The organism is Pantoea sp. nfd-35 (genome assembly GCF_056892255.1).
Genome location: NZ_CP122403.1, coordinates 1,851,260 through 1,864,397, shown reverse-complemented (window position 1 = coordinate 1,864,397; position 13,138 = coordinate 1,851,260). Strand labels below are relative to the sequence as shown.

The 13,138-nt window shown below is 50.8% G+C and carries 9 protein-coding genes; 4 read left to right on the top strand and 5 right to left on the bottom strand.

The features are described from left to right. Positions 1–3: 3 nt before the first annotated feature. The 5 genes from P9J57_RS08700 to P9J57_RS08680 all read right to left on the bottom strand — a co-directional run bounded on the left by P9J57_RS08700 (position 4) and on the right by P9J57_RS08680 (position 9,110). Positions 4–3,696: a glycosyltransferase gene (locus P9J57_RS08700; protein ID WP_483279471.1), complete on the bottom strand. Its 3,693-nt coding sequence runs from the start codon at positions 3,694–3,696 to the stop codon at positions 4–6. Between the two features lie 189 nt (positions 3,697–3,885). After that, positions 3,886–4,791 (bottom strand): flagellin N-terminal helical domain-containing protein, encoded by a 906-nt coding sequence (locus tag P9J57_RS08695; RefSeq protein WP_072138845.1) that lies wholly within the window; start codon positions 4,789–4,791, stop codon positions 3,886–3,888. A gap of 863 nt (positions 4,792–5,654) precedes the next feature. Then, a complete protein-coding gene (locus P9J57_RS08690) occupies positions 5,655–6,587 on the bottom strand; it encodes a flagellin N-terminal helical domain-containing protein (protein WP_089517241.1) in 933 nt (310 codons plus the stop codon). 353 nt (positions 6,588–6,940) lie between these two features. Continuing rightward, complete coding sequence (locus P9J57_RS08685) at positions 6,941–7,873, bottom strand: flagellin N-terminal helical domain-containing protein (protein ID WP_072138847.1); 933 nt, start codon at positions 7,871–7,873, stop codon at positions 6,941–6,943. 307 nt (positions 7,874–8,180) lie between these two features. Further along, positions 8,181–9,110, bottom strand: a complete 930-nt coding sequence (locus P9J57_RS08680) for a flagellin N-terminal helical domain-containing protein (protein WP_014593940.1) — start codon at positions 9,108–9,110, stop codon at positions 8,181–8,183. Positions 9,111–9,363: 253 nt separating this feature from the next. On the opposite strand from P9J57_RS08680, the gene fliD reads away from it, so the two are divergent. From fliD to amyA, 4 genes are all read left to right on the top strand, one after another. Next, complete coding sequence (gene fliD, locus P9J57_RS08675) at positions 9,364–10,761, top strand: flagellar filament capping protein FliD (protein ID WP_014605570.1); 1,398 nt, start codon at positions 9,364–9,366, stop codon at positions 10,759–10,761. Between the two features lie 14 nt (positions 10,762–10,775). Continuing rightward, positions 10,776–11,186, top strand: coding sequence for a flagellar export chaperone FliS (fliS, locus tag P9J57_RS08670; RefSeq protein WP_014605569.1), 411 nt, complete (start codon positions 10,776–10,778; stop codon positions 11,184–11,186). Then, on the top strand, positions 11,186–11,545 hold the full coding sequence (gene fliT / locus P9J57_RS08665; protein ID WP_013026163.1) for a flagellar protein FliT: 360 nt from the start codon (positions 11,186–11,188) through the stop codon (positions 11,543–11,545). Before fliS ends, fliT begins: the two co-directional genes overlap by 1 nt. 104 nt (positions 11,546–11,649) lie before the next feature. Beyond that, complete coding sequence (amyA, locus tag P9J57_RS08660) at positions 11,650–13,131, top strand: alpha-amylase (RefSeq protein ID WP_014593942.1); 1,482 nt, start codon at positions 11,650–11,652, stop codon at positions 13,129–13,131. Positions 13,132–13,138 lie beyond the last annotated feature (7 nt).

Here is a 13,138-nt window from a genome sequence, read left to right as displayed (position 1 = left end):
ACGCTACTGCGTTAACCAACCCTTTTGCCATTCATTCAGTCCATGCTCTCGCAGATACCAGTCCTGATGGACCGCCGCGCGAAGTTGATCGCCCAGATGATAAGTGGCATCCATATCCGCAAGGTGCGCGCGTAGGGCGCCCATCCAGTCTTTGAAGCGGTTTTCAACCAGGGTCACAGGCAATCCACAGCGATAAGGCTCGATACTGGTCGCGATAATGGGCACGCCGCAGGTGCCAATCTCCAGCAGCCTAAGGTTACTTTTGCATTCATTAAACTGGTTGATTTCAAGAGGAACCAGCGCCAGATCCAGGTTGAGGCTGGCGAGTTTTTCTGGATACATCTCAAAAGGCACGCCTGGATGGAATTCACAGTGAACGCCCCGGGGCTTCATCCCCATGAACACCCATTCAACCTTATCTTCCAGCTCCTTGATAATTGGCAATAAAATTTGCAGATCGCCCGTGTGCGTGCTGCCGCCTGCCCAGCCGATACGCACCTTACGCCCGACACCACGTTGACTCAATAAGTGTCCCCACTGTGCTTCCGCCAGTCGGTTTTGCGCGATCCGTATATCGGCGTGAAAGCGGCTGTAAGCCTCAGCCAGTGGCGCCGTGGAAACGACAACCCAGTCTGCGGACTCCATCACTTTGCGAAGATTTTTGACGATCTGCTGGGGAAAGTGGTTGCGGTTGCCATTTTTTAACGGCACGTTCAGCAGGAAATCATCATATTCCACCACGATCTTCGCGTCGCTGACGTCCCGATACTGCTTCATAATTGAAGGGAAGCGGCTTCCACTTAATGACTCCAGCAAAATGATGTCTGGTTGCAGAAGCGCCACTTCCATGACGCCGGGAATCTGCTGGGTCATACCGCCTTCTAACAGCAGATTACTTTCCAGCGCTTTAAATGGCTGGACGATACGGTGATTGCCACATCCCTGCCAGTCAACGTGATGCGCTAACACAACCGGCAAGGGGCGCCCCGGTAACGGCTGCTGGAAACGCGCCGTTCCTGCGCCAAGCGTGAACGCTTTACCTGCCCGCTGCATTTGTTGATTATTGCTGGGATCCCGCAAGAGCATCGATCGCCATTGGCTGCGAAGCTTGCTGTAATCGTGAAGAAAAGGTCTTTCCTGCACATGGAATTTTTCCGTCATCAGTCGGGTTGCTCCGCCCATATGACGAACGCGCGACCATGGTGTCCAGACGTTCAGGTAACCTTGCTGTAAAGCGCGTAGGCCCAGATCAACATCCGCGAAATACAGGGGATACTCTTGTTCAGCAAATCCACCCAGACTAAAAAAGACCGATTTGCGAACCATCATGCAAGATGCGCTTACCGCGGCCAGGTTGTGCTCAGTTTGCAGATAACGCTGGAAGCCTCTGGCTTCACCATCAACCCCATCCCAGGGGCTGTCTACACCATTCTGTACGCCGAGCAGAAAGCCGCCATGCTGTATCCGGCCATCCTGATACTCCAGACGAGCGCCCGCCAAGGCAATTTCCGGACGCAAGGCATGTTCGAGCAGTGCATCAAGCCAGTCCGGATGGGTAATTTGGCAGTCGTTATTGAGAAACAGCAGTATGTCGCCTCGTGCCTGTTCCGCAGCACGATTATTTATGGCTGCAAAGTTGAACGGCGCGTCGTAGCGTAGGACCTTGATTTGTTCGATATTTAATTTTTCAAGATCGTTAAGAAATGCACACGCCTGTTCGTCCACTGACTGGTTATCAACAATCAGCAATTCATAATAGGGATAGCGCGTTTTCTCCATCAACGTATCAATACAGGTACGTAATAAGGCGGCGTGGTCGCGGGTGGGAATAATAATTGAAACCAGCGGTTTAGCATCCCAGTGGTAACGCACCCGCATCGTGCCCAGATTCATCCCGGCGTCAAGTGATGCCGTGATCCCTAAACGTTGTAAATGTGCTTTAACAACGTCCTGGTAGGCTGCGCTGTAATGGCTTTCCTCGAACCAGCGGCCGTTATCTTGACTGCTCTTTACCACCACTTCTGACAGATGACCAAGTGCACCCGGCCCTTGCTGTTCAATGCATTGCCAAAGCAGTTGATAAAGTCCGAGGGGATTCATTTCATCGGTGATCCCCCCTGCTGCCTGCGCCTTATGTTTGTCAAACATCAGCGTGCGGCCCACGTAAGGCGTGCTTCTTAACAGATCGATATTAGGCGCGGGTCGCAGTATGACGCCGGGTTCATTGTTTTCATCGTTAAAGCTCTCATCGCAATACCAGAAGGCGGTATCAGGATAGCGCAAACGGTGTTCAGCCATGAGCAACAAGGCATCCGGTAAAAGCTCATCTCCTGCCATGACAACAATAAATGCGGAAGGGGCGCTTGTGTCTTTGAGCAATTGGTTAAGTTCAGCCAGCCAGCCCTTTTCACATCGCGCAAAAGTTCCTTCATCTAAAACGACATCATCATCGCTTAATAAGCTTATTGTCGAGGGCGGCAGTGTTTGCTCCCTGACCGCAGCCAGAGAACGTTTGCAGTCAGCTGCGTTGCCTTTTTCATTAACGATGACGACGCCGATGTGACCACTTTCTGGAACGGCTCCAATAAACGAGAGTAATGCTGCCCGACGGGCGTCCGTAATACGCCTCTCTTTAAGCCACTGCTCTATAGAATAGTTTTTGTCTACCCATGACAATACTGACTGGCTATGGAAACGCAAAGCGTGATGCGCGCGTTCATCCATGGACCATTTTTTGGCTACAAGTGGCAGGCTAATGATTTTGTCGATGGCACAAGACAGGTCCCACTGATTTCGGAAGCGGTCTTCATTTGCAAGCGTCCAATGCAGTGCATCCTTGAAGCCACGTTTGAGTAATTCAATCCATTCATCCGCATCAGGACAAAACTGCAGGTTAACGACAGTAAAATGTGATTTATCGAACTCACTAAAATTATGCTCGCCTAAATAGCCTTCAACATAATTTGTAGAGGCGAGAAACACAGGAATACCGAGGATGAGTGATTTCGCCACAATCTCATCACTACCGATAACGGCATCATAATTATTGAGCCACTCAGGCTCAATACGGCTAACAGGCTGGCTGCAATCGAACCATTCCAGGCTGATTGCTTGTGCTTTGAGCTGCTGCTGTAGTTCATACATTTCGGCAGAAATATCAGGCGCAAAATAAAGCACCTTTTTCAATTCTGTGCGAATCCTACGCTGCCCGAATGCATTGAATGCAGGGGAGAAAGTATAGGGTAAAACCTCTACCTGACCGGGTAGAAGGCCGTTCTGGAGTAATCGCTCAGAGATCGCCGGCGACAGGCTGAGAGAGAGTGAAGCAAGCTGATTCTCAAGCTCAACGCCCCATGGCATATAAACATCGTGATAGTCGTAAAAATGCCGGAAAATAACGGGCGCGGTTCTGGAAAATAACGCAACAGAAGACAGGAGTTTCTGGCTAAAAAAACCTTTGTAAACCAGGATAAGCCCATACTCATCGGCCAAAGTGCCCAGCTTTTCGCTGATGATGCGAAAGTCTGGATTCTGTCTGAGCCTTTCCAGTTCAAATGACACCGTCTTACCGTACGTACTGGTAACAACGTCAACCTGCCATCCTAAGGACAAAAAAACATCAATGATATCGAGCGCTTCATTAACGTGAATGGAAAAGTGCTCGAATCTGTCGATGCTAATTAAAAGCCTGCTCATCTGATATCCTCTGGTTGTGCATCAGCAAAATCTGCACGCACATAGATCACCCATATCAGACTATTGTAGAAGTGTAAGCGACTAACTTAGCGGGACATTAGCTACAGTAAACCGGGCTAATTAAAGCGATTAAGCAAAAAAACGCCCTCATTTCTGAGGGCGTTTTTATTAATACAGGTTTTGCGGCGATTAACGCAGCAGAGACAGCATGGTCTGTGGAACCTGGTTGGCCTGGGCCAGTACAGAAGAACCAGCCTGCTGCAGGATCTGCGCACGGGACATGTTCGACACTTCCGTTGCGTAATCCGCATCCTGGATACGGCTGCGGGCCGCGGTCAGGTTGGTTACGGTGTTGTTCAGGTTGCTGATGGTGGACTCAAAACGGTTCTGAGACGCACCCAGCAGGCTGCGCTGGTCATCGACTGCTTTAATGGCAGCATCAATATCGGCCAGCGGCGCACCATCAGTGCTGCCACCGCTTGTTACGGTACCGCTCAGTACGTCAAAGCCTTCTGCAGCGGTAGTACGGGCGTTGCCATTGATAGTCTGACCTGTAGTCTGAGACGTCGCACCAGAGGTATTGAACAGGTTGAAACCGTTACTTGCACTGATGGTGATACCAATGGTTTCACCGTCTTTCGCGCCAACCTGGAAGTTGTAGGTGCTGCTGCCTGAACCGGTGTTCAGCACTTTGATGCCGTTGAAGTCGGTCTGCTTGGTGACGCGGTTGATCTCTTCCATACGCTGGTTAACTTCAGCCTGGATTGAGTCGATGTCAGACGCTGAGTTAGAGCTGTTCTGTGCCTGAACGGTCAGGTCACGTACGCGCTGCAGGTTGTTGTTGACTTCGGTCAGCGCGCCTTCAGCGGTCTGCGACAGCGAGATACCGTCGTTGGCGTTACGGGCAGCAACGGTCAGGCCGTTGATGTTAGAGCTGAAGCGGTTGGCAATCGCCTGACCCGCTGCGTCATCTTTTGCACTGTTGATGCGCAGGCCGGAAGACAGGCGCTCAATCGCAGTACCCAGTGATGACTGAGATTTGGTCAGGTTATTCTGCGTAACCAGAGACAGGGTATTGGTATTAATAACTGCCATAATAATTATCCTTCATAAAAGAATTATAGGGTTCGGATTTGGCCTGCGGCTTCATCGCCTTCAATATTGTTATCGCCCTCCTGGCTTAAAACTTTATGCTTTACTCTTTTTTTTACCAAAGAGGACAACTGAAATTTGTTTACAAAAGACTTCCCAGGTCAAGGTCAGGCCGTACTGAAGCGTAAACTTACCGTATTCCTGGCAGCAGGCGCTCCCCTGCTCACTTTCCCCTGTATTAAAAAACGTTATTAAATAGGCGGTTATATTTTTTCGCCTATTTATTCCGTATTAAAACCTTTCACTTACTGGTTTTATTGAAAAGTGTCTCCGCTTTAATATGATGCCACCACCGAGACAAAATGTTATTTCTGCAATAAAGAAACATCGTGATATCTCAGTGCCTGTTCGGGCAACCTGTTTCAGCATTCCATCTTCAATAATCCATTCCCAGAAAGGCGTGATAATAACATTGCGTTAATAATTACTATTCATCATCTCATGTCAAACCGCTTCCCTTTTAAAAGCCAGTCGGCCTGAACATGAACGGATATAACGCAAGATGTCATAGCCGTGCCTGCCAGAACCACTTTCAGGAACGAATCAGCATCAGGATATGCACCTGTTTTAGCCCAGGCCCTCAACGCAGCATATTTCTGTCTATTCCCTTACGTCAGCGTTCGATACTCAACGCTGTGAGCTGACCTGCCAGAGACTCACCGACGTGAAATGCCGTATGAATCCCTGTAACATTCAAGCAAGCGTTTCACTTTTTCACCCACAGCCATGAAGACATCATGTTTTCAGGCAATAAAAAAACGCCCTCATCACTGAGGGCGTTTTTATTAATACAGGTTTTGCGGCGATTAACGCAGCAGAGACAGCATGGTCTGTGGAACCTGGTTGGCCTGGGCCAGTACAGAAGAACCGGCCTGCTGCAGGATCTGCGCGCGGGACATGTTCGACACTTCCGTTGCGTAATCCGCATCCTGGATACGGCTGCGGGCCGCGGTCAGGTTGGTTACGGTGTTGTTCAGGTTGCTGATGGTGGACTCAAAACGGTTCTGAGACGCACCCAGCAGGCTGCGCTGGTTGTCGACCGCTTTGATCGCCTTATCGATATCGGCCAGCGGCGTGGTGCCTGCTGCAGTACCACCGGTACCACCGGTGACAGCACCTTTCAGCACGTCGAAACCGATCGCTGAAGTGGTACGCGCGTTGCCGTTTACAGTGTCGCCCGAGGTCATTGCGCGGGTGTTCTGGGTGGTGCCAGACTGACCGGCTGAGGCCAGGTCAAAACCGTCGCTTGCGCTGATGGTGATACCGATGGTTTCACCGTCTTTGGCGCCAACCTGGAAGTTGTAGGTGCTGCTGCCTGAACCGGTGTTCAGCACTTTGATGCCGTTGAAGTCGGTCTGCTTGGTGACGCGGTCGATTTCCTGCATACGCTGGTTAACTTCAGCCTGAATCGAGTCGATGTCAGACGCTGAGTTAGAGCTGTTCTGCGCCTGAACGGTCAGGTCACGTACGCGCTGCAGGTTGTTGTTGACTTCGGTCAGCGCGCCTTCAGCGGTCTGCGACAGAGAGATACCGTCGTTGGCGTTGCGGGCAGCAACGGTCAGGCCGTTGATGTTAGAGCTGAAGCGGTTAGCGATCGCTTCGCCGGCTGCATCGTCTTTTGCGCTGTTGATGCGCAGGCCGGAAGACAGGCGCTCAATCGCAGTACCCAGTGAAGACTGAGATTTGCTCAGGTTGTTCTGAGTAACCAGAGACAGGGTATTGGTATTAATAACTGCCATAATAATTATCCTTTATATAAAAATTACAGGGTTTGGATTCGGCCTGCGGCTTCATCACCTTCAATATTGTTATCGCCCGTCATGAGCAAAACTTTACGCAGGACACGGTTTTTTTTAATCGTCTGTTGGAAAACCTGTTGAGATGGAATCTCAGGCGTAGCTGAATAACCTCATCAGCAACATAAAGGCCATTGCGCTGTTTCGCATTGGGCTATGAATGCCCGACACAAAAAGCAATGGATGAGGGAAAAGCAAAACGGGAGCAAACACGTTTGAGAAGAATATTTATATGACACAAATGAAAAACGCCTTCATAACTGAAGGCGTTTTTGTTAATACAGGTTTTGCGGCGATTAACGCAGCAGAGACAGCATGGTCTGTGGTACCTGGTTGGCCTGGGCCAGTACAGAAGAGCCGGCCTGCTGCAGGATCTGCGCGCGGGACATGTTCGACACTTCCGTTGCGTAATCCGCATCCTGGATACGGCTGCGGGCCGCGGTCAGGTTGGTTACGGTGTTGTTCAGGTTGCTGATGGTGGACTCAAAACGGTTCTGAGACGCACCCAGCAGGCTGCGCTGGTTGTCGACCGCTTTGATCGCTTTATCAATGTCGGCCAGCGGCGTGGTGCCTGCTGCTGCACCACCGGTGCCACCGGTGACGGCACCTTTCAGCACGTCGAAACCGATTGCTGAAGTGGTACGCGCGTTGCCGTTTACAGTGTCGCCCGTGGTCATTGCGCGGGTGTTCTGGGTGGTACCAGACTGACCGGCTGAGGCCAGGTCAAAACCGTCGCTTGCGCTGATGGTGATACCGATGGTTTCACCGTCTTTGGCGCCAACCTGGAAGTTGTAGGTGCTGCTGCCTGAACCGGTGTTCAGCACTTTGATGCCGTTGAAGTCGGTCTGCTTGGTGACGCGGTCGATTTCCTGCATACGCTGGTTAACTTCAGCCTGAATCGAGTCGATGTCAGACGCTGAGTTAGAGCTGTTCTGCGCCTGAACGGTCAGGTCACGTACGCGCTGCAGGTTGTTGTTGACTTCGGTCAGCGCGCCTTCAGCGGTCTGTGACAGAGAGATACCGTCGTTGGCGTTACGGGCAGCAACGGTCAGACCGTTGATGTTAGAGCTGAAGCGGTTAGCGATCGCTTCACCGGCTGCATCGTCTTTCGCGCTGTTGATGCGCAGGCCGGAAGACAGACGCTCAATGGCAGTGCCCAGTGATGACTGAGATTTGCTCAGGTTGTTCTGAGTAACCAGAGACAGGGTATTGGTATTAATGACTGCCATGATGAATGTCCTTTAATAAGAAAGTCAGGGTCAGGTATTTGGCCTGCGGCTTTATCGCCTTCAATATTGTTATCGCCCGCTCTGGTTGAAACTTTAATTCTTCGTATCGTTTTTTTATTACTTTGCCGTAAAAACCTAAGTCTTTGCTGCTAAAGCGGACATCACTTCGTACAAAAAGAGCCTCAAAACGCTGTTCAATACCTTACCGCGCGCCTAAATCCGTTGAGGTTGTGATCAGCCTGACGCGGCAATAAAAAAAACGCCCTCATTGCTGAGGGCGTTTTTATTAATACAGGTTTTGCGGCGATTAACGCAGCAGAGACAGCATGGTCTGTGGAACCTGGTTGGCCTGGGCCAGTACAGAAGAGCCTGCCTGCTGCAGGATCTGCGCGCGGGACATGTTCGACACTTCCGTTGCGTAATCCGCATCCTGGATACGGCTGCGGGCCGCGGTCAGGTTGGTTACGGTGTTGTTCAGGTTGCTGATGGTGGACTCAAAACGGTTCTGAGACGCACCCAGCAGGCTGCGCTGGTTGTCGACCGCTTTGATCGCTTTATCGATATCGGCCAGCGGCGTGGTGCCTGCTGCAGTACCACCAGTACCACCGGTGACAGCACCTTTCAGCACGTCGAAACCGATCGCTGAAGTGGTACGCGCGTTACCGTTTACGGTCTGGCCAGTCGTCACGCTGGTGTTCTGAGTAGTACCAGACTGACCGGCAGCGGCCAGGTCAAAACCGTCGCTAGCGCTGATGGTGATACCGATGGTTTCACCGTCTTTGGCACCAACCTGGAAGTTGTAGGTGCTGCTGCCTGAACCGGTGTTCAGCACTTTGATGCCGTTGAAGTCGGTCTGCTTGGTGACGCGGTCGATTTCCTGCATACGCTGGTTAACTTCAGCCTGAATCGAGTCGATGTCAGACGCTGAGTTAGAGCTGTTCTGCGCCTGAACGGTCAGGTCACGTACGCGCTGCAGGTTGTTGTTGACTTCGGTCAGCGCGCCTTCAGCGGTCTGCGACAGAGAGATACCGTCGTTGGCGTTGCGGGCAGCAACGGTCAGGCCGTTGATGTTAGACGTAAAGCGGTTAGCGATCGCTTCACCGGCTGCATCGTCTTTCGCGCTGTTGATGCGCAGGCCGGAAGACAGGCGCTCAATCGCAGTACCCAGTGAAGACTGAGATTTGCTCAGGTTGTTCTGAGTAACCAGAGACAGGGTGTTAGTGTTAATCACTGCCATGATGTTTTTCCTTTAAAAATTGAGCCAGATTAAGGCGTCTGAATTCGGTTTGCTCACCGACAACCTGATTATCGTCAGCCTCTGAGCAACCTTTAGGGAAAAATTTCAGGAATTTTCTGGCAGGCAAATCCGCGAAGACAATTAAAGAAGCGTCCTTTATTGGCGCATTAAATTTATCAAAAACAGGCTAATCTTTTGCCACTCGCTGCCGATACCCAATCTACTTAGCGTATAACCCGTAAAGGATTAACCCATGGCAAGTATAAGTTCACTCGGTGCTGGTACTAACCTCGATCTCAATACTCTGTACAATAGTCTGGAAACAGCTGAACAGACTAAGCTGACGCCAATTACTAAGCAACAGTCCTCTTACAATGCCCAGCTTACCGCCTGGGGCGTGGTGAAAACAGGCCTGTCAAAATTCCAGACCGCTGCTGCGGCATTGCAAAATGCATCGACTATTGCCGCCACTAAAGTGACCAGCACAAACACCGCGTTTACTGCCACGCTGGCGAGTAAAGCCTCCGCAGGTAACTATTCTGTAGAAGTGAGCCAGTTGGCCTCTTCTCAGTCCCTGCTGTCTAAAGCTGCCACCAGTAAAGATACCGATCTGGGCGATCAGAGCCTGGCTTCACGCACCATTACCATCTCGCAGTCCGGTCAAAAATCACCGCTAACCGTGACACTGACGAAGGATCAAACCAGCCTGGCTGATATTCGCGATGCGATTAATAAGCAGCAAGGCAGCGTAAACGCGAGCATCATTAAAGCCGATGATAATACCTATTATCTGTCCCTGACTGCGCGTGACAGCGGCACGGCGAATGCCATGACGGTAAGCTCAAATGATGGCAGTCTGTCGCAATATATTAATTACAGTCAGGGCGGCAGCAGTAACGCGATGACCGAACAGGTTGCCGCAAAAGATGCACAGTTAAAGATTAATGGCGTGTCCATCACACGCAGCAGCAATACCATTACTGATGCCCCCGAAGGCGTCACGCTCAACCTGACGAAAACCACCGCAGCGAATACGCCAGAAACCTTAACGGTGGCCACGGATAATCAGCCCATGACCGCGGCGATTCAGGCCTACGTTGATGCGTACAATTCGCTGCAGACCACGATCGGTAACCAAACGAAATATACTGCCGTTAAAGCGGGTGAGACGCAGAGTACGGGCAATGGGGATTTGTTAGGGGATAACACGCTGCGTAATATTCAGACCAGCCTGCGCAGTCAGTTATCCAGCGCACAGTCTGGCGGCAGCCTGACCACCCTGTCACAGCTGGGCATCACGCAGGATGTCAACGGCAAGCTGACCGTAGACAGCACTAAGCTGAACAACGCCCTGACCAATCAGCCAACAGATGTTCTGAACTTTTTGACGGGTGACGGTAAAACCACCGGTTTTGCAACCCAAACCAATAACAAGCTGACACAAATTCTGGCCAGCGACGGACAGGTACAAAATGCCACCAACGGCATTAATACGTCACTGAAAAAGCTGTCGGATCAATATGACAATGTGAACAGCCAAATCGCTGCAACGATGGCGCGTTACAAAACGCAGTTCACCAGCCTGTCAACGCTCGTCAGCTCTATGACGCAGACCGGCAACTATCTGACCCAGCAGTTCGCTAAACTATAACAGGAGTGGTAAGCATGTACGCTAAGTCCGGTACCCAGGCCTATGCCCAGGTCGGCGTGGAGAGCGCGGTGTTAAGCGCCAGCCCGCACCAGCTGGTTGTGATGCTGTTTGATGGCGCGCTGAGCGCCATGAAAAAAGCAGCTATCTTAATTGAGCAAGGCGATATCCCGGGTAAAGGAAACGCCTTATCAAAAGCCATTAATATCATCACTAATGGCTTACGTGCAGGCCTGAATCATGAAGTAGGCGGTGAGATTTCTGCCAACCTTGATAACCTGTATGAATATATGACCCGCCGTTTGTTACAGGCCAACCTCAATAATGACGTTGAAGCCATTGCGGAAGTCGAAGGCTTGCTGAATAACATCGCCGATGCCTGGAAACAGATTGGTCCTAACTATCAGCCACAGCAGGATACGTTTTAATGAGTCACCCACTCGCGCTGCTAAAAGAGTATCAGGAATTACTCACGCTCAGTAATGCTATGCTGGAAAATGCCAGACAAGGGCAATGGGAGGCATTACTGAGTTGTGAATCCACCTATGTTAGCAGCGTCGAGCGTGTGGCTCGTGATAACGATGCCGGTGTGCTTTCGGCGTTACAACGGGCACAGATTCGCCCCGTACTTGAGCAAATTCTCAATAACGAAACTACGCTGAAAACCTTATTAGGTGAGCGCATGCAAGAGCTGCGCTCTCTGGTCACGACGTCAACGCAGCAACAGAACATCATGACCTCTTACGGTAATATGGCAGGCAATATTCTTTATCCTAAAGAGCAGTAAAGCCCGGCTTTAGCGGGTGGAAACTATATTTTTAATTCACCCGCGTAATTTCTCCACTCTTATCCCATACTTCCAGTTCCCTCTCCTCTGACTGGAAACGCGTCATGCACAACCCAACCCTATTGCAGTTTTTCCACTGGTATTATCCCGATGGCAGCAAACTGTGGCCGGAAGTTACGGAAAAAGCCTCACTGCTCAATGATATAGGCATCAACATGGTATGGCTCCCCCCCTGTTATAAGGGTGAATCCGGTGGCTATTCGGTGGGTTATGACAGCTATGATTTGTTCGATTTAGGCGAGTTCGAACAAAAAGGCAGTAAAGCCACAAAATACGGTGATAAACAGCAATTACTGGATGCGGTAAATGCGTTACGCAGTCACGATATCGGCGTACTGCTGGATGTTGTGGTGAACCATAAAATGGGCGCTGACGAAAAAGAGCAGATTCGGGTCAATCGGGTTAATCCCGATAATCGCGATGAAATATACCCTGATGTTATAGAGTGTGAAGCCTGGACACGATTTAACTTCCCTGCCCGGGCAGGACAGTATTCTAAATTCATCTGGGACTATAAATGTTTCAGCGGTGTCGATCATATTGAAAACCCCGATGAAAATGGCGTTTTTAAGATCATCAACGATTACACCGCAGAGGGCTGGAACGACCAGGTAGACAGCGAGCTCGGTAATTTCGATTACCTGATGGGTGCCAATATTGACTTCCGTAATAATGCTGTGAGCGAAGAGCTTAAATACTGGGCGCGCTGGGTGATGGAACAGGTGCCCTGCACCGGATTCCGACTGGATGCCGTAAAACATATCCCGGCGTGGTTTTATAAAGCGTGGATCGACCACGTTCAGGAAGTCGCCAACGAACCTTTATTTATCGTGGCGGAATACTGGTCTTTTGAAACCGACAAACTGCAGGAATATATCCACCAGGTTGACGGCAAAACGATGCTCTTTGATGCACCCCTGCATATGAACTTTCATCAGGCCTCCAAAGCAGGCAGCGCCTACGACTTGAGCAAAATCTTTGATAACTCACTGGTTCTGGCCGATCCCTGGCATGCCGTAACCATCGTCGCAAACCACGATACGCAACCGTTACAGTCGCTGGAAGCCCCTGTTGAAGCCTGGTTTAAACCGCTCGCTTACGCGCTTATTCTGTTACGTGAGCAAGGTGTACCGACAGTGTTCTATCCCGATCTTTTCGGTGCCAGCTATCAGGATGAGGGCGGTGATGGCGACGTTCACCAGGTCGATATGCCCGTTATTCCCGAACTCGAAGGTCTGATCCGAGCCCGCCAGCTATTTGGCTGGGGCGCACAAACCGATTATTTCGATCATCCAAACTGTGTAGCCTTTAGCCGAAGCGGCACGGCGGAAAAGCCCGGTTGCGTGGTGATCATGTCAAACGGTGAGGCGGGAGAAAAACACATTGCGATGGGCGAAGGCTATGCCGGAAAAGTGTGGCGTGACTATCTTGGGCATAAATCAGAGACCATTACCACCGATGATAATGGCAGCGCGCTGTTTAGCTGTAATGGTGGCAGCGTGAGCGTCTGGGTTGTTGAAGCATAAACAGAGG

Bases quoted from the DNA above. Each gene is read 5' to 3' on its own strand.
- fliS (WP_014605569.1), top strand. From the start codon at position 10,776: ATGTACGCTAAGTCCGGTACCCAGGCCTATGCCCAGGTCGGCGTGGAG.
- P9J57_RS08685 (WP_072138847.1), bottom strand. From the start codon at position 7,873: ATGGCAGTCATTAATACCAATACCCTGTCTCTGGTTACTCAGAACAAC.
- P9J57_RS08695 (WP_072138845.1), bottom strand. From the start codon at position 4,791: ATGGCAGTTATTAATACCAATACCCTGTCTCTGGTTACGCAGAATAAC.
- P9J57_RS08680 (WP_014593940.1), bottom strand. From the start codon at position 9,110: ATGGCAGTGATTAACACTAACACCCTGTCTCTGGTTACTCAGAACAAC.
- P9J57_RS08700 (WP_483279471.1), bottom strand. From the start codon at position 3,696: ATGAGCAGGCTTTTAATTAGCATCGACAGATTCGAGCACTTTTCCATT.
- P9J57_RS08690 (WP_089517241.1), bottom strand. From the start codon at position 6,587: ATGGCAGTTATTAATACCAATACCCTGTCTCTGGTTACTCAGAACAAC.
- fliT (WP_013026163.1), top strand. From the start codon at position 11,186: ATGAGTCACCCACTCGCGCTGCTAAAAGAGTATCAGGAATTACTCACG.
- fliD (WP_014605570.1), top strand. From the start codon at position 9,364: ATGGCAAGTATAAGTTCACTCGGTGCTGGTACTAACCTCGATCTCAAT.
- amyA (WP_014593942.1), top strand. From the start codon at position 11,650: ATGCACAACCCAACCCTATTGCAGTTTTTCCACTGGTATTATCCCGAT.